Annotated in this window: 18 protein-coding genes, 1 tRNA gene and 1 pseudogene; 6 read left to right on the forward strand and 14 right to left on the reverse strand. The window is 52.8% G+C overall.

What is annotated here, in order from left to right:
• Positions 1 to 91: 91 nt before the first annotated feature.
• The gene (locus KRAC_RS54205; RefSeq protein WP_007921750.1) at positions 92 to 1,234 is read right to left on the reverse strand and encodes a hypothetical protein; all 1,143 of its coding nucleotides are present in this window, start codon (positions 1,232 to 1,234) and stop codon (positions 92 to 94) included.
• Positions 1,235 to 1,457: 223 nt separating this feature from the next.
• Here KRAC_RS54205 and KRAC_RS54210 point away from each other — a divergent pair, with 223 nt between their 5' ends.
• Entirely contained in the window at positions 1,458 to 2,174 is a 717-nt protein-coding gene (locus KRAC_RS54210; RefSeq protein WP_007921751.1) for an IS6 family transposase, read from the forward strand.
• A 341-nt stretch (positions 2,175 to 2,515) separates the two neighbouring features.
• Here the strand turns inward: KRAC_RS54210 and KRAC_RS54215 are convergent, their stop codons facing one another.
• The 7 genes from KRAC_RS54215 to KRAC_RS54240 all read right to left on the reverse strand — a co-directional run bounded on the left by KRAC_RS54215 (position 2,516) and on the right by KRAC_RS54240 (position 10,213).
• Positions 2,516 to 3,631, reverse strand: coding sequence for a vWA domain-containing protein (locus KRAC_RS54215; protein WP_007921753.1), 1,116 nt, complete (start codon positions 3,629 to 3,631; stop codon positions 2,516 to 2,518).
• 6 nt (positions 3,632 to 3,637) lie between these two features.
• Complete coding sequence (locus tag KRAC_RS54220) at positions 3,638 to 4,636, reverse strand: ATP-binding protein (protein WP_007921756.1); 999 nt, start codon at positions 4,634 to 4,636, stop codon at positions 3,638 to 3,640.
• Between the two features lie 10 nt (positions 4,637 to 4,646).
• Positions 4,647 to 6,557 (reverse strand): HEAT repeat domain-containing protein, encoded by a 1,911-nt coding sequence (locus tag KRAC_RS54225; RefSeq protein WP_007921758.1) that lies wholly within the window; start codon positions 6,555 to 6,557, stop codon positions 4,647 to 4,649.
• 96 nt (positions 6,558 to 6,653) lie between these two features.
• A tRNA-Ala gene (locus KRAC_RS73230) sits at positions 6,654 to 6,733 on the reverse strand.
• Positions 6,734 to 6,895: 162 nt separating this feature from the next.
• Positions 6,896 to 8,659 (reverse strand): SDR family NAD(P)-dependent oxidoreductase, encoded by a 1,764-nt coding sequence (locus KRAC_RS69960; protein ID WP_007921760.1) that lies wholly within the window; start codon positions 8,657 to 8,659, stop codon positions 6,896 to 6,898.
• A 332-nt stretch (positions 8,660 to 8,991) separates the two neighbouring features.
• Positions 8,992 to 9,384 (reverse strand): nuclear transport factor 2 family protein, encoded by a 393-nt coding sequence (locus KRAC_RS54235; protein WP_007921762.1) that lies wholly within the window; start codon positions 9,382 to 9,384, stop codon positions 8,992 to 8,994.
• Positions 9,385 to 9,415: 31 nt separating this feature from the next.
• Positions 9,416 to 10,213: an IS5-like element ISKra1 family transposase gene (locus KRAC_RS54240; protein ID WP_040448456.1), complete on the reverse strand. Its 798-nt coding sequence runs from the start codon at positions 10,211 to 10,213 to the stop codon at positions 9,416 to 9,418.
• Positions 10,214 to 10,778: 565 nt separating this feature from the next.
• Between KRAC_RS54240 and KRAC_RS54250 the strand changes: the two genes are divergently transcribed.
• Both KRAC_RS54250 and KRAC_RS54255 read left to right on the forward strand, forming a co-directional pair.
• Positions 10,779 to 12,080 carry a TolB family protein gene (locus KRAC_RS54250; RefSeq protein ID WP_007921769.1) on the forward strand — a complete coding sequence of 434 codons (1,302 nt, stop codon included), beginning with the start codon at positions 10,779 to 10,781 and terminating at the stop codon, positions 12,078 to 12,080.
• A gap of 14 nt (positions 12,081 to 12,094) precedes the next feature.
• Positions 12,095 to 13,093: a D-alanyl-D-alanine carboxypeptidase family protein gene (locus KRAC_RS54255; protein ID WP_244422603.1), complete on the forward strand. Its 999-nt coding sequence runs from the start codon at positions 12,095 to 12,097 to the stop codon at positions 13,091 to 13,093.
• Positions 13,094 to 13,437: 344 nt separating this feature from the next.
• Here KRAC_RS54255 and KRAC_RS54260 read toward each other — a convergent pair whose 3' ends face one another.
• Positions 13,438 to 13,668, reverse strand: a complete 231-nt coding sequence (locus KRAC_RS54260) for a hypothetical protein (protein ID WP_007921773.1) — start codon at positions 13,666 to 13,668, stop codon at positions 13,438 to 13,440.
• A gap of 452 nt (positions 13,669 to 14,120) precedes the next feature.
• On the opposite strand from KRAC_RS54260, the gene KRAC_RS54265 reads away from it, so the two are divergent.
• On the forward strand, positions 14,121 to 14,366 hold the full coding sequence (locus tag KRAC_RS54265; RefSeq protein WP_007921778.1) for a hypothetical protein: 246 nt from the start codon (positions 14,121 to 14,123) through the stop codon (positions 14,364 to 14,366).
• Positions 14,367 to 14,593: 227 nt separating this feature from the next.
• Here KRAC_RS54265 and KRAC_RS54270 read toward each other — a convergent pair whose 3' ends face one another.
• From KRAC_RS54270 to KRAC_RS54290, 5 genes are all read right to left on the reverse strand, one after another.
• On the reverse strand, positions 14,594 to 15,526 hold the full coding sequence (locus KRAC_RS54270) for a hypothetical protein (RefSeq protein ID WP_040448457.1): 933 nt from the start codon (positions 15,524 to 15,526) through the stop codon (positions 14,594 to 14,596).
• Between the two features lie 519 nt (positions 15,527 to 16,045).
• Positions 16,046 to 17,284, reverse strand: a complete 1,239-nt coding sequence (locus tag KRAC_RS54275) for an MFS transporter (RefSeq protein WP_007921788.1) — start codon at positions 17,282 to 17,284, stop codon at positions 16,046 to 16,048.
• 362 nt (positions 17,285 to 17,646) lie between these two features.
• Positions 17,647 to 18,069, reverse strand: coding sequence for a DoxX family protein (locus tag KRAC_RS54280; RefSeq protein ID WP_007921790.1), 423 nt, complete (start codon positions 18,067 to 18,069; stop codon positions 17,647 to 17,649).
• 278 nt (positions 18,070 to 18,347) lie between these two features.
• Positions 18,348 to 19,151 (reverse strand): alpha/beta fold hydrolase, encoded by an 804-nt coding sequence (locus KRAC_RS54285; protein WP_007921791.1) that lies wholly within the window; start codon positions 19,149 to 19,151, stop codon positions 18,348 to 18,350.
• A gap of 31 nt (positions 19,152 to 19,182) precedes the next feature.
• Positions 19,183 to 19,716 (reverse strand): dihydrofolate reductase family protein, encoded by a 534-nt coding sequence (locus tag KRAC_RS54290; RefSeq protein WP_007921792.1) that lies wholly within the window; start codon positions 19,714 to 19,716, stop codon positions 19,183 to 19,185.
• A gap of 164 nt (positions 19,717 to 19,880) precedes the next feature.
• On the opposite strand from KRAC_RS54290, the pseudogene KRAC_RS54295 reads away from it, so the two are divergent.
• Positions 19,881 to 21,551: pseudogene (locus KRAC_RS54295) on the forward strand (IS1634 family transposase).
• Positions 21,552 to 21,694: 143 nt separating this feature from the next.
• The gene (locus KRAC_RS54300; protein WP_040448458.1) at positions 21,695 to 22,192 is read left to right on the forward strand and encodes a hypothetical protein; all 498 of its coding nucleotides are present in this window, start codon (positions 21,695 to 21,697) and stop codon (positions 22,190 to 22,192) included.
• Positions 22,193 to 22,305 lie beyond the last annotated feature (113 nt).

Raw genomic sequence — 22,305 nt, forward strand, 5'->3', positions numbered from 1 at the left:
CTTTGTGTAAAAAAAGAGATATATAGCATGGAAAGTGCGTGATGGCTTGAAAAGTGATTGAGCTATTTTTCAACCCATCACACACTGTTTGTTAAAAAGCGGGACGGTTCTCCAAGCGGTGAACAAGATCCCAGAACTCTCCATCCCCTTGCAAAATCTGGCCCGCGCCCATGCCCTGGCCTGCATCAAGAGAAACCAATGTACAACTCCCCTCGTATGCATCGACATTCATAAGAACCGGCAGATCCCACTGCGTAAAGCTAAACGTGTACCACTTCCCTTTCCCAGCCACCTTATCCTCTCCCAGTGGACAATTGGGCTGTGCTTTCCCTACTGGCAACGCCCAAATCTTCGTGTAAAGCTGCTGCCTCAATCCCGCGTCAGCAATCGTGCTCTGCCGGGCGGCGCCACTCCCCGGCTGGAGATCCAGAGTAAGCCGATCGGGATGCGCCAGCGCGAAGGGAGTCGCGGCCAGCGTCTGCTCGAAGAGGTGCTTGAACTGACCGTTCATAACAAAGGTTCCACTGCGAGACTGGTAGTTCCCCTCAAGCGAAATGGTGTTACATGTTTTGTCAATAACAGAGTGAATTGCTTGATTTGCTGTGTGGAAAACAAGTTGGTATTCGTGGAGTGACTCTGGTGAGCAATTCCCATTCTGGGGAGCCAGCGGGAGCGCGAGGATAGCATCGTACAGGCGCTGCACCGTCTCAACCGACGTAATCTGCGCAGCCTGAGGCGGCTGATCGAGCTGCAAGGTATGCAGGATAGCAAGCTGTTCCGGCCTGGCAACTGGCGTGGCCTTAGAAATGGCCTGGTCCAACTGCGTCCAGAAATCATTTGTGGACTGCCGATCTGTTGATTCTCCTGCGATAGAGACTGGTTTGCAGCCATAATCTGCAGCCACAACCGTCGCCAGGGTCTTCGTCCCTTGCTGGAAGGTCAGGGTATAGGGAAACCCACCATCCGCTGTACAGGCAATGGTCTGGGGCATTGGCGGCAGGGCAAAGATGGTCGAATAGAGGTGTTGCACCTGCGTGGCAACGTTCAGGGTCACCACGCGTTTGCTTTGCGCCGGATCAAGGGCAGGCCTCTCAAAATTGATACGCACACTGTCGGGACTGCCGGCAGGTCCAGGACCTGCCGCCTGAGACCCTGCATTCATCCCACAGCCACTTAATCCGACCAGGAATGCCAGCAATAAGGCGGGCAGGAGAGTGGGTATGTGTTTGTTCAAAATAAAAGCTCCTTGGGTTCTAGGAGAGAAGAGTGCCACAGCTTCTTCTCTCTAGAGGAGACGTAGAAGCGTGTGGATTTGTTCCAATTGGTTGGATCCTCTACTCATGCTTCAGCACCACCCACGTCAGTAGCATACTAATCCGCTCACGATACCTTTTTAGGATACTGTCAACTTGGCTATGGGCTTGACCAGAAAACAAATCTTGTGACAGAGTGCGAGCATGAAAACAAACACCACTGCTCCCGACTACAAAGGGTTCCGTTTCCCTTCTGAGATTATCAGCCACGCGGTTTGGTTGTATTTCCGCTTCTCACTCAGTTATCGTGATGTTGAGGAACTTTTGGCCCAGCGAGGGATCGTCGTGACCTATGAAACAGTGCGCCAGTGGTGCCAGAAGTTTGGGCAAACCTATGCCAATGAACTGAAACGCCGTCATGGAAAGCGAGGAGACACGTGGCACTTAGATGAGGTCTTCCTCAAAATCAACGGGAAAACCCACTCCCTGTGGCGGGCGGTTGATCAGGATGGCAATGTGCTTGATATCCTCGTCCAAAGCCGGCGCAACAAGCATGCTGCCAAAAAGTTCTTTCGTAAATTGCTCAAAGGCTTGCAATACGTGCCGCGGGTTATCATTACCGACAAACTCGCTAGCTACGCCGCCGCCAAGAGGGACATCATGCACAGTGTCGAGCACCGCCAGCATAAGGGCTTGAACAATTGTGCGGAACGTTCGCACCAACTAACCAGGCAACGAGAGCGCACCATGCGACGCTTCACATCCCCTGGCCATGCGCAACGCTTCCTCTCTGCGTTTGGTCCTATCTCCGATCATTTTCGGCCCAAACGCCACCGTCTGAACGCCTCGGTCTCTCGTGCCCTCATGCAGGATCGCTTCCAGGTTTGGAATGAGGTAACCAGCGGGAGAACAGCAGCTTAAGAGAAAACCACTCTTCTCAACCTTCCACCTTCTCCTTTCCTCTCATCATTCTTTTCAGAAAGGTCTTCCATTATCTCGCTAAGTTGACAATATCTCAGTGATGAGGATATCCCCATGGAGTCGAAAGAGCAGGCTATTGAAGAGATCCGTAAGGCAGCGGAAAAGTCCGGTTACGCCAAGCAGGTTCAAGAAGAGGCTCGTAAACGTGAGCACGGCGAAAAAAATCGTTAGCCTCTCCCTCCTTGCTCAGCGCTGTGTGCTGTACTAATTCACCTATATCGGGGCGCATCACATGAGCGATGCCCCCGATTTTTTTGCCTGAAAATGTCGCTGTTCTGCTTCTATACCAGCCGTACCGCCTCACCAAAAGGGACAGTTTGCAGCGAAATCCCTCCTGGCGTCAGGACCCACAGAACTGGCAGCGATCCCTCTTGCTCTGGAAATGTACCATATCCGTCGGTCAGGTAGACACATACGCCTGCCTGGTTGGGATCATGCTCTTTCTCAATGGCTTCAAAGAAAGGGCGAAAGCTGGTACCACCTCCACCGACCGGCTTGGGCAGGTGCGACGGGTCCTGACTCGTCAGCTCATAGGGACCATAGCAACTCGCGTCGGCATAATATAAGTGGGCCTCCAGGTGTGGATAGGCCTGGAGGATGCCTCGAACCTCGCTCAAAAAGAGGGAGAGTAGCTTGTTGTCGATGGAGCCACTGGTGTCAACGGCGATATAGACACGTACTGACTCCCCTTGAAGCGTTTCCAGGTAGAGGCCACGTCCTACAAAGCGCCGGTCAAAGCCCTGAAAGTCGTTGGGTGTCTGGACCAGGAAGCGCCAGAGGTAGCTGCGCCAGTCCAGTTGAGCCGGGTTGAGGTGCGACAGCTCACGCTCCATTCCAAGTGGAAAGTTTCCCTGTCCCAGCATCTCCGCGAGCGTCTTTGCGTGCTGTAACGCCTGGCGCCAGTGCTGCTCAAGCTCGGCATAGGTTGGATGACCTGGGCCATCCATGGGTAGCAGATCGCCTACATGTAGCGTATATTTCCTGGCTTGCGTTTGAAGAATGTGATAGATCTCTTCGACGCTCAGGTGCTCCAGTTTTGTGTCACGTATATGCCCTGGCGGTAGTTCTAAGCCCTCTTGAGCCAGGACCATACCATTGACTACGATATCCGCCGCGATATTCCACATGAGTGGCTCGCGTGTGCCACATCTGGGAACGTGTAGTAGGGCCGCGTGCAGTACTTCATGCGCTATCAATCCTAGTCGCTGCTTAGGCGTCAGTGTTTGCCAGAAGTTAGCATTGAGAAAGATGTTTTTACCATCCGTGGCCGCTGTGGGAATGCGCGTCGTAATCTCAATCTGGGCGAAGAGCGTCAGCGTGGCGAAGAATGGTGCGCGCAGGCGCAGTTGTAAGATGGTTGCGCTGATCTGCCGTTGTAGCTCTGTGTTCTGCTCCATGGTCTGTTACCCTAACAAGGACATATAATCGCTGAGCATCTGCTGGAGACGCTTGTCTCTCTGCACCAGGATGGCCAGTTTCCCCAGCTCGTTGCGTGCCTGGACCAGTTTGAAGAGGTCGGTCGCAAAGAATTGTATCCACTCGGCGCTTGCCTTCTCGCTGATCCACTGGAAGGCACTATAACTCTCCTGCATATTCGCTGCGCGTAGCGTAAGCGCCGTGGTGAGCGCATAGCGTAAAGATGGCTCTTTGGGAAAGGCTATTTTTTGTCCATTCCCCTTGAGAATCGTGGCCACATCTGGAAACTGGTTATAAATAGCGCAGAACGCCTGGAATTCAGCCGCCGCTGCCTGCCCAATTACTGGATCAATTGGTAGCTCCGCGTGATAGAGCTGTGAGGCCATCATCCATGAGCGGGGCGAGGGCCAGGCTGGCTGTTGGGGATCAATTCGGTGCAGGAGTCCAGGCCGGAAGGAGAGAAATGCAAGCAAGCGCTCATGTAGATTATGGGCTATGGCGTAGGCCTTAAAGCTCTCGAAATGTGGTTCCACCACCAGGTGGACAAAACGGTTCGCCAGGGGCGTGGGCATCTCAAAGACCGAGGCGCGATCCTCTTTGCGGTTGCCTGCCGCCCAGATGAACCAGCCCTCAGGCACGGTATATGAGCCAACTTTGCGGTCGAGAATAAGCTGCTGCGCCATTCCCTGCATTGCCGGAGGCGCCATATTGAGTTCATCCAGGAAGAGAATGCCCGCGCCCTCGCGTGGCAGGAACTCCGGCGGATACCAGCGCGAAATGCCGTTTTCGGCTACTGGTAGGCCGCGCAGGTCGGTGGGTGCAAGCTGCGAGAGGCGCACGTCGATGAGGTCAATGCCATGGGCCTGTGCTGTCTGGGCCACTATGCTCGATTTGCCAATGCCTGGTGGTCCCCAGAGCATCGTGCTGAGCATCAGGCGTCGCTCGACCAGGGTATGCAGAAAGTGCGAAAGGGCTTCTGGTGTCATGGATTATTCCTTACTTTTTCTTATCTCGCAGTGCTAGCCGTTGGCGGGCGACCGCGCGTACATAGCGATTGGCATCCTGTGCCAGCTCCTTGAGTAAGGCCGTTGAGGCATTGGGGTGCTGTGCGCTCTTGTAGCGCTCCAGGGGAATAGGCGAACGCGCGAAGCTGTACAAAAATTGGATGGGTAACTTCTTATAATCCAACAGTCTCATGCGCAGTGGGTCATTAACATTGGATTGAAGTGTATGTAAGAAATAATCGTGTAGTACCTGGATACGTTTTTGTTTAGATACGACAGACTTCTGTAATATATCCTGTATTTGATATGGTTGTAGTCCTCGATAGAATCTCCCCCCTACACTATCTTGATTGATAATGGCATCTAAAAGCTTCAGAGATGTCTGTGGAGATTGCCTGGGATGTGTTGGAGGAATGTGTGGATTGATTATCCTAATGTGTTCAAGGATGTCCAGTGGAATGCGAGGATTTCCTGCCAGCTTTTCAAGCACAAATGGTTCTGAATGGTGCATGAAGCGTTCGAATAGCTCTCTGGGTAGCTGTGAGTTGCCTGCAAGCTGGACCTGAATATCGCTATTTGCCTCTTCGGCCAGGAGAAAAAAGGCTTCTTGAGGTAGTGTTGGATTGTGTGCTACGGTCTGACGTACTATTGTTTTTTCATCCCTGGCCAGGGAGAGCAGAATATGTTGAGGTGCTTTGACATTACGTGCCAGCGCCATCCGCACTTGATGAGAGTGATCTTGCGCGAGTTGGCCATACAGCTCAGTAGAAAGCCCATGTCTGGCCGCGACTATTTTGCGTATAACCATCTTCGTATCCTGGGCGAGCAGGCTATAGATATGTTCTGCAAGCCCATGTCTACCTGCTACTGTTTGGCGCACAATCTTATCACTATCGTGAGCGAGTAGGCTGTAAATGTGCTCTGCAAGCCCTTGTCTGCTCGCAGTCGCTCTGCGGACTGTTACATCAGGATCTTGTGCGAGTGCCTCCAGCACAGGTATCTCAAGCTGTGGATGGAGAGCCGCCGCTCGTCTCAAGCGGGGATTGTTACTTGTGACAAGTTGCTTGAGGAGTGCCTGTGGTAGATTTTTGCGACTGGCCAAGCTATATTGTACCTGCGGTTCCTGGTCTTGCAGTAGCTTTTGGAGCACCTCCTCTGGAGTGTTGAGATGACGCGCGACGGCCTCGCGAACTTTAGCTTGCTGATGCTGAGCCAGGTCTCTTAAGATGTCTTCGTCAATATTCGGACAGTTCTGTATAAGCGATACTATGGTGTCTGGATTGGTATGAAATTCCCCCTGGCGTAACCAGTGGTTGACTAGATCGGGGAGAACATTACCTATGAGGAAATACCCAGTGCCATATGAGCTGTTGCCGAATTGCTCTTTTGGCAAGAGGAGGTCGAGGCGGATAGTTTGTGGATCTTGTGTGTTCTCTAGTTCACCTGCTACGCGAATATGAGCCTTACACGATCTCATGAGTTGCTCTTTGATGTTTGATCTGCTCACAAAGAAATCCTGCTGAAACCATTGAATCCAATGCTGCGGAATCTCTTCACAACGTAGAAGCTGGAGCCAGGCCCTTGGCGGAGACTTTTTGATAAAGTCTGGTTGTGCCAGATTGAGCAGTGGCAGGATAGGGTTCTGCAGAAACTCATGAGGAAACTCTTCTATCAACTTTAGCAGTTGGGGAAGAGGGGTGTTGGGATTCTGGGCTGTGGCGCGTCGCACGACTTTATTTGGGTCCAGGGCGAAGGCTTCGAGCAGGTTTGAGAGTGTGTTGGGATTCGCAGCGATGATGGGTTTAAGTTCGCGTTCTTGTGCCAGTTCAGCCAAGCGTGCAGGTGTGGTTTCGGGATTAGCGGCCTCATCGGCATATAGATGTTTCTTTCTGCGGTGCCTCATGGTGGATGTGCTCTTTCACGTGCTATTTAGCGGATTCAATCTCTCGAAAGAGGGCATACTCAGAGAAGACGCGAAATGAGTAGGTGAAGGAAAAAAAGGAGGTGACCAGGAGTTGAACCTGGTGTCTGCCATCCGCCTTGCGAAGACGGCGCATGCTGACGCTGCACCACACCTCCGAAAACAATATGGAGCGGCCAGGAGTCGAACCTGGCGTCTGCTGTGCGCCTTATGAGTGCGCTGCATGCTGACCGCTGCACTACATCCCCATATCGACCGATTACTCAGTGTGACTACTATAATAGAGAAGAGTTTCGCTGTCAATAGAGCAATCAGCCTGCTTACCAATCGGAGGGAGCATAATCCTTGTAGAAGCGACCATACTCTAGCTGCCCATCGTGGATGGCACTCCAGATGGGATCACAAATACGCGCGGCTGCGTCCTGCATATCTAGCGGCATGCTTTCCTTTGCCCGCTGCCAGATGGCCTCCTGGGTTGCTGGTGCCTGGCGCGTGACCCAGCCTGGATCAACGCTATTCATATAGATATTGTCCTGTGCCAGGTCTGCGGCGGCGGTGTGGGTGAGCATATTCAGGGCGGCCTTGGCCATGTTGGTGTGTACATGCGTTCCCAGTTTGTTCTGGGCGAAGCGACCCTCCACAGCGGAGACATTGATAATGAAGCGCTGAGGGAAGGAACTGTTTCGCAAGAGTTCGTTCAGACCCTTCACCAGCATAAATGGCGCGGTGACGTTGATGACCTGGACCTCCAGAAACTCGGTCAGGTCAATCTCTTCGATGCGCTGGCTCCAGCTATTCTCGCGCCGCAGGTCAAGCATCGCTCCCTTTGTTGCATTGCTCACCTGGCTTACAAGTTGCTGTTCTTCTGTCCTGGGAATCCTTTCAGTTTGTGTAGGGATCGGGAGGGCCAGCGCTTTGGAGGCTTCAGCTATAAAGGACGTTGGAGGCATGAAGGCGTGGGAACGCGCAACAAGTTCCTGCTGAGCCGCTGGCAGGGTTTCTGGCGTTTGCTGTTCGTAGGCGAGGAGCGGCGCGTAGTAGGCATATGGGCGCTTGACGGTCTGGGCAGCGTTATTGATCAGAATATCGAGTGCGCTATAATGCTCTTTGATATGCGCAATAAAGTATTCTATTAAGGATAGATGACGCAGGTCGAGACCATAGATGTGCAGGCGCTCGCGCCACTGCGCAAAATCAGGCTCCGCGCTGTAGCGCCGGGCCGCGTCATGGGGAAAGCGCGTCGTGGCAATGACCGTTGCCCCGGCTCGCAGGAGGCGTAGCACCGTCGCGTAGCCGATATGAATGCGCGCACCCGTCACAAGCGCCAACCTTCCACGCAGATCTGCCTGGCTCTGCCGCTTCTGGTAATTGAGATCGCCACACTGGAGGCAGAGCAGGTCGTAGAAGAAGTGTCGTCGGGTAAAACGTTGCTTGCACCTGTAGCAGAGGCGTGTGCGTAACAGCTCTGGTTCGCGTGTGATCCCAATTGTGATCGCGCTAATGCTCTCGCCCTCCAGGCTTGGACTTATATAGTTAAGCCCCGGCTCTAGGAGGCTCAGGTAGTCTGGCCTCTCTACCTCGCGTTGACGCTGGAGCACACGATACATAGCCTGGCTATATGCTTCATGCGAGCCTTCTTCATATCCTTTGTCGAGTTGTAGCCGTTGCACGAAGATAGTCCCCAGCGGAAGCAAATGTTTGAGCTTGATCTTTCCCTGTTGCGCCTGGCGTTTGCCAATGTCGCGCAGGGCTTTGGCGCTTGCGATAGCTTCTACTGACTCCACTAAACCCGCTTCATCCACCTCATCTGCTAGGCGTGCCACCAGCAATGCTGTTCGCTCGTCGAATTCTGTTTCTGTTTGTTGGCTTACTTCCAATGTGAGCGTTTTGTCAATGATGATAATATCCAGCCACCTGGAGTGCTCGCCCTGCTCATTCACCAGGTAACCTTCACCTACTCCGTAGCTGGCTGGAAGAAGCTTTGCCAGCTCTTCTTTACATTGGCTTCTCCCCTCAACCCCTGTTCCTGCCCGCTGCTTGAGACAGGCGACAATACTCTTCAAATGGTGGCGTAGATCGGTCATAGGTGCTTGCTATCCTTGTGGTCTGCTGCTCGGATCTGTTTTATTAACTCTTCGATTGGCATCAATCTAACATGCGCTGTATAGTACTGTCAATCTGACGTGGGGGCTGCATTATGCTTATGGCGGTAATATAGTTTTGTAGCTACTTCTTATTGAAATTGGTAGTATTTGCAGTCGGGTTTATCTGCTCCTGATGGAAGAGGAGGGCTTTCCCATGAACTCTGAGGAGAATATCAATACGCAGGATGTCCTTTTTGAGAATACTAAGTGCCTATCCGAATAACTCAGAGGCTTAAAAAGTCATCAAACCACAAGCAAAACAGAGGTTTCACCTAGAGGTCTTGCACAATCTCAAATGAATGGGACAGCACCATACGCCAACTCAGGTCTTCCTGGCGAAAAACATTGCTCAACATGACGCGACTGCTCCTCACCCTCCCTTCTGGAAGATGAAGTTGTGCAACTTGAACACCTGTGAGGACAGCAACTTCTCCAAAAACATGCACTTCAATCGCTTCACCCGCAATTTCACTGATCGAGATGGGAAAGGCGGTGAGGATGGTGATGAACTCTCCCCTTGTCTGATCGGGTTCTCCTGGCGAACGCCCGACAAACGTTGGTGCGAGAATCGTTGCCAATAAGGAAGCATCTCTGGTCTTCAGGGCCTTCCAAAACTGCTCCTGGACGAGAAGGATCTCGCGTTGGACTGGTTGGTCAAGATGCATTTGTTTTCTCCTCTTCGCGCACAAAGCTTCTTTAAAGTAACCCTGCGGCACGAAAAGCAATCAAGCCACAGGCAAAGTGGAGAAACGCCAGATAGTTTGCAGGCTTTTTCTCCCACCGAATAAGTAAGCGGCGAAAACGGTTCATCCACGAATGTGCACGTTCCACTACCCAGCGACGTGCTTTGAAGCCTGCTTCCCGCTTGATTGCCCTAGCTTCTTCTCCACGAGAGCGTACATGAGCAGTAAAGCCAAACTCCTGCAAGATCGCATAGACCTCATCATAATCGTATCCTTTGTCCAGGCACATTCCCTGTAGGCGCTCCTTTATGGGCTCCGGACGCACGACCACCAAACTCTCGATAGTCGCTCGCACCAGTTTCATATCATGTCGATTGGCTCCTTCAACCGTCAGGCCAATCGGCACTCCATGGCCCTCTGTCAGCAGGCTGCGCTTGACGCCGGACTTACCCCGGTCGGTAGGATTGGGTCCTGTTTTGTCCCCACCCAGCGGCGCTTTCGTCATCGCTCCGTCCATCGCGAGCCAGTCCCACTCAATCCCGCAGAGCTCATCAAACTGCTCCAACCCTGTTTGCCAGAGTTTCAAGAAAACTCCCGCTTCTACCCAGACTTGAAACCGATCGTGGGCCGTCGAATGGGCACACAGTTCGGTTTGGTCGAGAGCTTGCCATTGACAGCCCGTGCGCAAAACGTAGAAGATTGCTTCAGCACAATGTCGATCAGGGATGCGAGGTCGTCCCCCGCCAAAGCAATGCGTATTGACGTGGACTGGCAGCAGCGGCTGGAGCACAGCCCACAGCTCATCAGAAATCCGGAATCCCGTCGTGGTGCGATTATTCGGCGTTCGTTCTCGCTCTCCTTGCTGGTTGTCTTTTTTATCCTTCCCTCAGTATAGCAGATTATTCGGATAGGCACTAAGTGTGCCTGCTTGCTTTGACAAGATCGGTCTGTTCCTGAATACAGTATCATCGATGAGTTGGCATGCACTGATTCTCTGGAAGAAGAAGCTCACCGATGAGTTCTGTAGATATGAAGGCATTGTCAACTTAAAAAATTCTGTTGATGAGCATTCACCACTTCGAGACCAAATGAGCCATGATTTTCTAGTAACCAAGGCCAGAAAAAGGGTACAATCCCCACTTTGAGGTCCTTTTCTCGCATGTAAGCTCTACAGTTTTGATTAAGTTGACAATACCAGGCATGGACCCTACAATTTGCTGAGATGCGACACATACCCCTCTTTCGCTATAAGCCTGGTACTTTGGTATGTCCAGGTCTGCTTGTATGTTATAGAACCACTCCTCTAGCGACGTTGTAAGTGACAACCAGGCATCAATTCCTGCGCTCTTGCTCTCGCTAGAAAGAGAAGCCACCATATGCACAAACTCCGATGGGAGCCACACTGCTCCATCATTGTTGCGCTCATGTGTATTGTCTTACTTGGGCTAATCATTGAAATAACGATATATGCTCGCGTTACACCAACCCAACACTCGCTCGCGGCCCAGATAAGTCGACAGAGAACGACAAAGAGATCCACTCCTCCCAGTAGTCATACGACTCTGAACAGCTGCCCCCCAGAGGGGCAAGGACGAAGGGCCGTTATCACACCATTAGCTCATGGACAATTGCCACATATTCTCTACCTGCAAACAAACGATATATTGAATGGCCCCTCAAGTGTGATCGATTTTGACGTGCTGCACAATGATAGTTCTGAAGTGACGCATGGGGAAATCAAGGAGAGCCTCGTCTCCGCGAATGGAGCATGGCTGCTTACACTTGTTCACAGCAACGGACATGATGAGGTCCGTCTCCTACGTCTTGATGGGAAAGATGAGCAGACCCTGTATTGTGCACTCTATGGCGCGCAACTGGAGAGCGTGCAATGGTCGCCTGATCAAAGCTACATCGCCTGGAGCCTGGTCCCGGCGGCTGACAAGCTTCCAGATCTCTACCTGCTCAATCTTCACAGCGGCCAGGTCATGAGGGTCGCGCAGGCCACTCGCGATAAAGGCTACCAGCCTGGAAGTTGGCTCAATGCAGGGCAACTCCTGGTAAAAGACAGCTTAAAGGATGGATCATCGCACGCTCTCTATGTGTTGGATATCACAAAAAAGCCTTTTCCCGGGCTTCGGCAGATATTTCAGCCAGAAACACCCCTATGTTGGGACTATGTGGCAAGCAGCGATGGAAAGACACTCTATATAAGTGAGTGCGCTGGCGGAAATAGCATTTATCGAGGCCCCAGCACCATCAGTGCGCTCTATCTTGCAAGCAACAAGACAGAAGAGATCTGGCATTCTAACACGATGGCCATTATAGCCCTGCGCTTTGCAGCGAAGAGTGACAAGCCACTACTAGCCATCATTGGGAACAGTGCTCCAGGAATGCAGGTTCCCACTGAACTCAACGGGCTCTGGATGATCTCGACTTCTGGAGATGATAGCACCATTGCGGTCACAAACAGGTATGGAGAATATAGCACCTTCGCAGGCTCACATGATCCCTGGTCGAACATCTCGCGCGATGGCACCATGTATGTGCTGCATACCTCCTCTAATGAGGGGCAGGGAGATAAGCTTTACTACGGTGTTTTAGGCGGAGGCATACCCGCCCAGTTTGCAAATATAGCAGAGGGAGGAACACTGGAAATGATAGGCTGGACGGAAGAATGAGAGAGAAGAGAGCTTTGACCAGGCAACGCCTTCTGGCACTTGTCTTTGCCTGCCTATCCGGACTGCTAACGCTGAGTATCGTACTCTTTGCCTGCATATCCACCGGAGTAATCCCCCTCGGGACAACAAATACACATGCAACGCCAGGGATGATGACGCCCAGCCCAACGCCAGAGCCTACGCCTATACCTCCGTCTGTTCTGACCGTGGTGGGAGGCGCGCCACCGATAGATGCCAAAGCAGCCTACCTTCTGGATACTGATACTGGCAACGTACTGGATGACCAGAACGCGGAGCAGCCCTTGCCCATGGCCAGCACGACCAAAATCATGACGGCCCTGGTCGTCATTGAAGCTGCAAATCTCAAGCAGGAGGTCACGGTTTCTCCAGATATCCCTCAATATGTCTTTCAGCACAATGGTAGTAATGCCAAACTGGTGCCTGGAGATACTCTGACAATCAACGATCTGCTATACGCCTTAATGTTGCCGTCTGGTGATGATGCCGCCATCGTCCTGGCGCGCGCCGTCGCGGGAAGCTCAGACGCCTTCGTCGGGATGATGAACTGCTTTGCCTTGCGCCATCACCTTTTCCAGACACACTTTATCAATCCCGATGGATTGACGTATTACGATGCAAATGGCAAGCCCCTACCCGGTCACTACTCAAGCGCACGCGATTTAGCGCGCCTCACAGCGTATGCCTTGAGCAATCCCCTCTTCGCCAAAATTGTCGGCACCAGGCAGTATGACCTGGCTTGGTCGCCAAAACATGGAGCCTATCATTGGACAAATACCAATGACCTGTTCAACCTGTATCCAGCAACCACGGGCGTCAAGACCGGTTTCACCAACGAGGCGGGCTACTGCCTGGTCTTCTCCGCGACACGTGATCATCATCACCTGGTTGGCACGGTGCTTTTTAGCTCCGACACGGATACCAACCAGCGCTTTCGCGACGCCAAAACGCTCCTCGAATGGGGCTTTGGCCTGCCTATGCTGCCAGCTTATTAGCTATCCGTGTAAGAACTAGTGTGATCCCTAAGTTCATTGTTTGCGTCTCTGTCATCTAGCACAATTTCATACACTGCTGTTTTCTCGCCTGGATATTTGCGATCAAACACGATCCCGAAGAAACGACCCACGATACCGACACGTAATATGTCTCGCGCACGCTTTGCCTCCTCGGCATACAGGCGGCGCGCGGTGCCTTCAATCGCCGGGACAAGCGCGTCCCCTTTGCGATTGCCGGGCGCGAGGGTGACGTGCGGATCGCGGGCAAGGCGCTTGGCCTGGTATTGTCAACTTAATCAAAACTGTAGAGCTTATATGAGAGAAAAGGACCTCAAAGTGAGGGATTATACCCTTTTTCTGGCCTTGGTTACTAGAAAATCATGGCTCATTTGGTCTCGAAGTGGTGAAAGCTCATCAACAGAATTTTTAAGTTGACAATACCCTCGCAGTTCTTCAATACTCTGCCTGCGGAATGGCTCCTCAGGAGGAAGACTCAGCGCCCGATGGTACTGCCGCTCACGTGCCTGGATCGCCTGCAATGTCGTATCAATGATCTCTTGGTGCTTTGGGGTCATCTCAGCTCCTTGCTCCAGGCGATTCCTGGCTTCTCTGGAGACGTTCTCTGCTGCTCCCCCGCATTTCGGGGAAAAACAACACACCCCTACGCTTCACACTCACTCCGCAAGCCGTCTCAGACGTGTCCTGTCCACCTTCCATCGTAGGCGCTTCCAGAAAAACCCATCCTCACCCACGTTCGTCCCTGTTGTGTCCGTGGACACCATCTTTTGCAGTGGAGATCGCCCCCTCTCTTCTGCAGAGCGGGCTCTTCGAAAAAAGGGAGCAGGCTGCGTAAGGTATCCGCCAGCAGAAGAGGAGGCACAACGAGGCAGAAGAGGGCGTTTTGCGGCATTAGGCAGAGAGAAGATCACGTTTACCTGGCATCGGGGAAGCAAGAAAGACGTTGAGCTGACACACCATCGCGGCCAGGTACAATAAAGAGAGAAAAGGAAAAGGAGAAACACACACAATGACCCCCTTGCAAGCTGTTCAGGTCATCTTCAGCGACGCATCTTTGATTCCTATTAAAGAATGGAAAGGTCTCAATGGCGAGCTGGGCGTGTATCACTCGCAAGACCACGACTACTACTATCTCCTCATCCCTTCCCAGGACGAGCACTATACCCAGTCCTATCCTCCTACGGACCGTGACCAGGCCATCAGTGCTGCCGAGTTCATTGCCGCCTTCGCCGGCGCGCAGGAACGCCTCCCCTAAATCACTCACCACCTGTTTCGCGCTCCCCCTCTCTCCAGAGCACACGCACCTTCACACCTGGAGCACATCGGAAAAGCAGCCACTAGCTTGTCACAAAATATCGTTTTACGGTTTTATGGGAAAACCGTCACGACATCTCCATCTCTCATCCAGATCATCCCTCCCCACGCACTCGCCCTGGTTCCACCTGGAGAACTGGGGGATTCAGGAGCCTGGCCCTCCACTCCTCAGAGTGTGAAGGTGATCGAAACCTTTCCGATTTCCAGGTTGGATGGAAAGAGAAGATCGAGAGGACCTATCTGGCCATCGCTGCCAACTTGCACCTGGAAAATGAGCGCGCCAGATGTCGTTGGATTGCTCCTGGATACGAGAACGGTTGGGAACGTCCCCGAGTAGCTTCTCGTCTCCCCCAGCCTTGCATCAGCTATGGGAAGCACTTCCCCATCCTGCTTGAGACCATTATCCTTAAACGTTCCTTTCATAGTAATAATGATAAAACGAGAATCGCCGTTGGCCTGCATACCAGTTGCGCCAAATTGAGAGGAAAAGGTCCAGGAGATGCTGGACGTGATCTTCTCCACCGTCCATTGGCTGTTGCCATACTCAAAGGTCGTGTTGGTGGTAATGCTCCTGTCGTGGTATTTTTGCAGATCTCCTGGCCTGGTGAGAGACGTTGTGATCACGGCTTCAGTTCCTCCTCCTACCTGCAGCGTCAACTGGCCAGGGTCCATCTTGTTCCTCAGAGGGAAGTCGACCCAGAGATCACTGGTGCCTGGTGGAAACGTAACGAGTTTGAAGCTCATCGTTTGAGCAAGGACGTTCTCGCCCTCGTCAAGATACCAATCAGTGCTCATCGATAAAGGACTTTTCACTGGATTGAAAGCCTTGAGGTAGAGACGGAAAATCCAGGGATCCCCTTCGGGTTTGGAGTCAGAGTCATCCGCGAAACTGAGCTGCTGATCCGTCGAGCCTATGGTAAACTCGACCCCTCGATAGAGAAATGTCCAGGGATCAGATGGCTCTGCATCGGCAGATGCTTGTCGGATCTGAAGCGTTTGAGGTGGAGTGCCTGGAGTAGGACTGGGAGTGCTGGCAACTGGAGATGTGTTCGCTCCTAAGGAGCAGGCGCTCAGTAAAACAAGCAGGAAAACGAGGCTCAAGAGTGTCCTCTTCACAGAAGAGGAGGATATAAATGTCATTACACATACCTCTAAAAAAGACTTTAGTAAGAGTAAAAAAGACTTTAGTAAGAGAACGAATGAGTCCCCCTTGGACACACTCAAGTAGGGCCTTCCAGCATCAACTTCTCGTGAAACGTTGTAGCTTTCTGTCATTTAAATTTTCAGGTGGAATGTGAAACTGCCCACGGGATAAGCCTGAAAACCTGCTCTCTTGTCACCTCATTTACCAATGAGTAGGGGGTGATTGCTGGTAAATGACCTACCATGTGAGTCAGTTTTGCCCTCAAATGTGGGAAATTGCCCCCAATGTTGAGCAGCGCATCCATTGATTACCTGAAAACCAGCTTCTGGAGCGGATCGCTTCACCCTGTTTTTGTCAATTCGGGTGGTCACCAGCGAGTGCCTTTCGTGCGCGAACCATCATGTGCGAGCCGCTGGCTTCTCTTGTTCACGGGAGAGAAGCCCCACATCTGAGTATCAGCAGCAGCATGGTGGGATTTACTCGTGTGGGAATGTCGCTTGCCGCAGGTGCCGAGAGAGAAACAGCCATCCGGTGATCAGAAGCAGGCCACTCCACACGATGCCCACGGTCGGCAAAATGCCCAGATGCTCCAGGCTCAGCCCGAGTGCGGAAGAGCCAATGGTGAGGACGCTGAACAAGATCAGGCGATAGATGCTACTGACGCGGCCTTGCAGGGCATCTGGTACGACAGCGAAGCGATAACTGTCCATGAAGATAGCACTGATCGAGTCGGAGAGAGCGATGCCCGCGAAGACGGCTCCCAACAGCAGTGGCGTCGTGATGAAGCCATAGAGAGGAAAGACGAACACGAACACGATCAGGGCACAGCAGAGCGCTCGGCCAAAGCGTATGCGCCGAAGCATCGGCGGGCAGAGCGCCGTGCCAAGCAGGTTCCCGACGCCGCCAGCGGCGACGATCAGGCCGTAGAGCACCGGCGGGATATGCTGCTGTTGCACAATGGCCAGGACGAGAAGCACGCTGGCTGTTATGGTTACGTTGACATAGCTGGAAATCAGGAGGATCGAGCGCACGACCTCATGCTCCCACAGCCAGGTGAGTCCCTCGCGCACTTCTCTGAGCAGGTGGTGACGCTCCGTCCTGCGTTCGTCTTGCATGGGCGAGCGTATGGAGAGCAATGAGCCGAGCAAGATCAGAGAGGAAAGCGCGTCGGTGACGAACGGGAGCAGCCTGCTGATGCTAAAGAGCCAGCTGCCCAGCGCGGGCCCGACAAGCGCGCAGGAGCCAACGATCAACTTGTTCTGTGCGACTGCTGTGGGGAGCTGGCTCTTTGGCACAACCCATGCCCGTGCTGCCGATGTGGCCAGCTCGTAGAAAAGCGAAATGGCTCCCAGGCCAAAGGCGATGGCGTAGAGGAGAAGCAGCCGCAGTGGTCCGCTGGAAAGGCCCAGCGCCAGGGGAATGCTCGCCACGCACACCATCAAGCAGAAGGTACAGAGAAGCATCACGCGTTTGCGCGGCCAGCGATCCACCAGCGCCCCGGCGGGCAGGCTCAGGAGGACGTAGGGAAGCTGCCCCAGGCTATACGCCAGCCCGGCAGCAGCAATCGAACGCGTCAGTCCCACAATGAGCAGCGGAAACGCGAACTGCGTGCATGAAGTGCCGAGGTCGGAGACGGCCTGGCCGAGCCAAAGCAAAAGATAGTCACGATTGCGCCAAAGGGAAACGGGCTGTTGTAGAATGACTTCCGTGTCCATGTATCACAGTCGCTTTCTAGAGAAATCGGGAGCATTTTATCCAGAAGGTGGGTGAACCAACTGCTCGAACCATTTCACAAGCTCATAGTAGCCCGCGAGAGATGACAGTTGCAAGAGTTTGAAGTGCTATCTGAAAGAAAGCATTTTCGCGCGAAAGGCACTCGCTGGTGACCACCCGAATTGACAAAAACAGGGTGAAGCGATCCGCTCCAGAAGCTGGTTTTCAGGTAATCAATGGGTGCGCTGCTCAACATTGGGGGCAATTTCCCACGTTTGAGGGCAAAACTGACTCACATGGTAGGTCATTTACCAATTGCTTTTCAAAATAGTGTTCTCGCGGGCCGTTTTCAATGGCCCATCCACTACCGCGAAGCCCAGGGGCGTCGCCCATAGGCGACGAATGCACAGATTAGGGCCAGCACCAACGGGAGCAGCGCCTCTGCGCCCTGACCGCCAGCCACTGTGTACACGGTCGCGCCAATCATCTCGATGACCAGCCCGCAAGCTGCCAACGGGGTCAGCACAGGTCGAATACGCAGGAGGCCGGGTAAGATCAGACCGAGCGCGCCAGCCACCTCGATTACGCCAATCAAACGAATTAACGGGCCAGGCATCTGGATCGGCATCTGCGCCAGCAGCACCTCAACCGGCACAATCAGCTTCATACCACCAACGAGCAAGAAGAGCAGAGTAAGCAGTACCTGTACGATCCATAGAGTAACGTTTACGCTTCTCTTCTGCTGCTTCACTGAAATTTCCGCTGTCAATTGAGTAGCATTTTTCATCTTTATTCTCCTTTATCCCTGAGTAAAAGGCTCTCTTGTGGTCAATGTTGAGATTCGCGGATGGCGATGTGGAAATTTGTGAATGAAGTGGCACACCCGCACTTCCACTGAAAGTCCCTCGATAGGTACAATAAAGAAGGACATTCCTCTTTGGTGGTGCGCCTATAACACATGAGTAGTTGTGTGAAAGCTCTAGCATACGTAAAGAGGCCATGGTCGCAGAATCCGCCCACTTCATTCGCAAATTTCCTGAGGTCCATCCCACCCCCTGTCTGCTGTTATTTCTGAAAGAATTCGATGAGGACCGGAGTGAGCACTTTGGGGTCAACCTCGTGAGTTTGACCTTCAAGCGTGAGGCGGCTGGCGTGCGGCAAGACGTTGGCCAGCGCATCAGCGCCATGGCGCATCCAGGCGGGGCTATCACCACCATCTGCAACCAGCACAGGCATGCCCACCTTGACCCAGCGATCAGTTGGGAGCGGTTTGCCCTGCATGACATTGCTGACAAAAGCCGCGTCGTAGGCAAGGGTATGTGCCACGCCAGTCATGCCAGACCAGTTTGCTTGATCCTGCTTGATGCCACCAAGGTATTCGGCCGGAATGCCCACAGCTCGCGTCAAAAAGTATTCGACCGCTTCGTCGCGCTTCCCCTCAACCGCGAGCGTCGTGAGGTGCTCCGCGTAGTCGGCGGGCACGGGTTGGCGGCTGTCATCGACAATGAGCGTCGGCTCATAGATCACGACCATGGTAATGCCTGGGATGAGGGCAGCGGCATCCAGGCTCAAGACAGCGCCCGACGAGATCCCAAAGACCATGGCTTTGCCGCCAGCATCCTCGACCAGTGCTTGCACGTCTTCAATCTCGCGTTCCTTCGCGAAGGGTTGGGTGTCTGAACTGTCGCCACGTCCGCGCCGGTCGTAGTTGTAGACCGTGAAGTGGTTGCTAAGCAGTTCGGCCAGGTGTGCCATACTCGGGTCAAAGGCACGATGTACTATCGCACCGTTGACCAGGATAACGGCTGGGCCAGACCCAACCTTGTCGAAAGCAATGTGCGTGCCGTCTTGAGAAGTAACTGTTTGCAAGGTATTCTCCTCTTGGTATATTGATCACTACTTATGCTGGTTGGTAAACAAGGGCTAAGACGCCACCACTCAATGCCCTCGCCTCCCTCAGCCTGAGCTCCCTCTTCGGGCTGCCTTCTCGAAAGAGTCGCTTGCCCTTGCCCAGCACTATCGGATGGACCAGCAGGCGATACTCATCGATAAGGTCGTGCCGCATGAGCAAATTGACCAGATCGCTCCCGCCGTCGATGAGGATGTTTCGACTGATTTCGCGCTTGAGCTTTTGGATTTCTTCCGGGATAGTCCCCTTGATCAGCCTTGAGTTGTTCCACTCCACGTGGTGCAGCGTCGAGGAAACGACATATTTGGGGATACTATTCATCCAATCAGCAAATTCATCCTTCTCGGAAGGCCAGGCGGCGGCGTGAATTTCATACGTCACCCGCCCCATGAGCAGAGCGTCACTCGCAGAAAGGTCGTCCTTTTTAAACTTCCCGATCTCGTCATTGAAGAACGGCATGGACCATTCAGGTCCTTCGATCACGCCATCCAGGGTGATGAATTCTGAGACAATGATATTTCCCATAGGAGGTTCTCCTTCTGTTGTCATTCAGGGGAGAGTATATCTCAAGGGGAAGGCGTTGTCTTGTACAAAAACGAAAGCTGCTCTGGTCGCCCACATTCCGCAGAAGTGTTGACGAGAAAAAGGAATTCAAGTAAGGTAAGGAAAAAGCCGAAGGGGAGAGGAAATTGCCAGACGTGGAGTACCAGACAGAGCGACTGGATCATTTGGGGATCGTGGCAGGAGCGTGCAGAGAGGCAGGAATAGCGGAATGGTTAGATGCCCAAGCAGGAGAGCAGAGGCGGGTGGTGAGCATAGGAACAGCCACAGTAGCGATGATCCTGAATGGGCTGGGTTTCAGCAATCGTCAGTTGTACCTGGTGCCTCAATATTTCGCGAACAAGCCAGTCGAATATTTGCTGGGAGAGGGAATAACGGCGGATATGCTCAACGATGACAGCTTGGGGCGAACGCTGGATTGGATCTATGAACATGACCCGACGACATTGTTTGCCAGCTTGGCCCTACAGACTCGTCAGCGCTTCGGGATTAAAGCGCAACAGCTGCATGTCGATACCACCTCCTTGTCTGTGAGTGGAGAGTATAGACCTGGAGAAAAGAAAGAGCAGGCAATTGCAGAAGAGGAAGATGCGATGTCCATTGCGATCACTTACGGCTATTCGCGTGATCATCGTGCGGCTCTCAAACAATAGATGATGGGGCTGGTGATAACCAGTGATGGTGACATTCCCATTTTTCTGCGCCCGCTGGATGGCAATAGTTCGGACAAAGAGAGTATTAGCGCCATCGTGACCACAGTGATGACGCACTTGCGCGAAACCCTTCCAGAAGAACCTGAAGAGCGCCTCGCTGTCTTTGATAGTGGTGGCTACAGTGAAGGGAATATGAAGCGTTACAACGAGGCGAAGATCAGATGGATCAGCCGTGTTCCAGAAACCTCCACGGCGGCCAAAACGGCCCTTTCCCGGGAACCAGAAGGGTGGCAAGCGCTCTCAGATGGATCTGGGAAGATCGCTGTTCGCATCATGGATCTGCCCCAAGAAAAGGAGCGGTGGGTGGTCGTTCACACAAACGCTGAGGAACAGGCAGCAAAAGAGCAGATGGAGAAGAAAGTGAAGAAAAGCCAGGAGCAGTGGGAGAAACGGCTCTGGCACCTGTCGAAACAAGAGTTTGCCTGTGAGAATGATGCACAACAAGCCTGGAAGCAGATGATGAAAGGGAAACCAGCATACCTTGTGGCAACCTTCACGTTGCAAGAGGAAAGACACTATCAGCAGCCAGGGTGCCCGAAAAAAGAGGCTCCACCAGCATCAACCGTCTGGCATCTGGTCCCCACCCTCTCTGTGAGCCAGACGGAAGGAGCAGCGCAGATCCAGGAACAGGCACGCTTCATTGTCGCGACCAACGTGATCGAGGAGCAGACGCTTCCCCATGAACAGGTATTTCTCACCTACAAAGAACAAGGAGGTGTTGAGCGGGGCTTTCGTTTTCTCAAGGACCCATTGTTCCTGGCCTCCTCCATCTTCGTCAAGAAGCCGGAACGGGTGATGGCTTTGGGCTTCATCATGGTGCTCTGTCTGTTGGTTTATCGCTTAGCGGAACACCTTCTGCGTCGCCAACTGGCTCAGAGAGAGCAAACGGTTCCTAACCAGATCAATAAGCCCACCAATCGCCCAACCATGCGCTGGATTTTCCAGTGTTTTGAGGGAATCGATCTCCTTCATATTCGTGGTGGTTCACATGGGCAGACGCAGGTCCTGGGCCTGCAGCCGCTTCATCACCAGATCCTCCGCCTGCTTGGTCCTGTGTACTGTCAATGCTATTTTGTCTCTCCGTGAACGGTGGAAAAGAGCATATCTCGATACACGAGAACGTTTGTGACAAGGAGAAGTAAAAAGAGCATGAATTTTGGTCGTCGCACTGCAGGAGCTTCCTGTATTTGAAAATTCCACGAGAAGTGCTCGTGAGAAAAAGGCTTCATATGGAAAACGAAGAGAATCTTTCTGATGACAATGATAACTGGCTCCACGAGGAATGGATGACCTGTCCTGCCTGTCATCAACCGCTTTTTCGCATCGATCAATCACCTCTTGATGGAGACTATCATTTCTACTGTGATCGCTGTCCAGTTCGCCTTGATGTGAGTGTTTATGAGCCGAAATATGACCAAATCCAGCAAGCACTTCCGCACTGTCCAGAGTATGAAGAGAAAAACGCTGCTCTCATAGAAGTGATGGAAGCGCATTTGAAACCATGTCAGTGCGGTGGGAGGTTTCGGCATGATGCCCCGCGCCGCTGCTTCTCCTGTTTCACTCCGGTGATCGTTGACGACCCTGCATATATTGACCTCTACCCAGATGAAGATATCTTTGAGAGGGCACTGGACGCCGAGCGACAGAAGAAGTTAGAACGCTGGCGTGCACAGTTTTTCCCAGACCTGGAAGACAAATGGAAAGGCCCATCTGAAACAGAACAATGAAAGAATCTGGAGGATCAGTTTTCCCCATCACTTGCGTCGGTGTGTCGCCCCTGCTTCTTATCCTCGTTTTGCCGTTTTGTTTCACTCTTCAACACCTGTTTATCTCTCGCTTG

The sequence above is a fragment of the Ktedonobacter racemifer DSM 44963 genome (assembly GCF_000178855.1).
Taxonomy (GTDB): Bacteria; Chloroflexota; Ktedonobacteria; order Ktedonobacterales; family Ktedonobacteraceae; genus Ktedonobacter; species Ktedonobacter racemifer.

What these genes read in the sequence shown, in the direction of transcription:
- KRAC_RS54275 (WP_007921788.1), bottom strand. Translation starts at nt 17,284, where the DNA reads ATGGACACGGAAGTCATTCTACAACAGCCCGTTTCCCTTTGGCGCAAT.
- KRAC_RS54235 (WP_007921762.1), bottom strand. Translation starts at nt 9,384, where the DNA reads ATGCATCTTGACCAACCAGTCCAACGCGAGATCCTTCTCGTCCAGGAG.
- KRAC_RS54280 (WP_007921790.1), bottom strand. Translation starts at nt 18,069, where the DNA reads ATGAAAAATGCTACTCAATTGACAGCGGAAATTTCAGTGAAGCAGCAG.
- KRAC_RS69960 (WP_007921760.1), bottom strand. Translation starts at nt 8,659, where the DNA reads ATGACCGATCTACGCCACCATTTGAAGAGTATTGTCGCCTGTCTCAAG.
- KRAC_RS54250 (WP_007921769.1), top strand. Translation starts at nt 10,779, where the DNA reads ATGCACAAACTCCGATGGGAGCCACACTGCTCCATCATTGTTGCGCTC.
- KRAC_RS54225 (WP_007921758.1), bottom strand. Translation starts at nt 6,557, where the DNA reads ATGAGGCACCGCAGAAAGAAACATCTATATGCCGATGAGGCCGCTAAT.
- KRAC_RS54300 (WP_040448458.1), top strand. Translation starts at nt 21,695, where the DNA reads ATGGAAAACGAAGAGAATCTTTCTGATGACAATGATAACTGGCTCCAC.
- KRAC_RS54210 (WP_007921751.1), top strand. Translation starts at nt 1,458, where the DNA reads ATGAAAACAAACACCACTGCTCCCGACTACAAAGGGTTCCGTTTCCCT.
- KRAC_RS54265 (WP_007921778.1), top strand. Translation starts at nt 14,121, where the DNA reads ATGACCCCCTTGCAAGCTGTTCAGGTCATCTTCAGCGACGCATCTTTG.
- KRAC_RS54290 (WP_007921792.1), bottom strand. Translation starts at nt 19,716, where the DNA reads ATGGGAAATATCATTGTCTCAGAATTCATCACCCTGGATGGCGTGATC.
- KRAC_RS54260 (WP_007921773.1), bottom strand. Translation starts at nt 13,668, where the DNA reads ATGACCCCAAAGCACCAAGAGATCATTGATACGACATTGCAGGCGATC.
- KRAC_RS54220 (WP_007921756.1), bottom strand. Translation starts at nt 4,636, where the DNA reads ATGACACCAGAAGCCCTTTCGCACTTTCTGCATACCCTGGTCGAGCGA.
- KRAC_RS54215 (WP_007921753.1), bottom strand. Translation starts at nt 3,631, where the DNA reads ATGGAGCAGAACACAGAGCTACAACGGCAGATCAGCGCAACCATCTTA.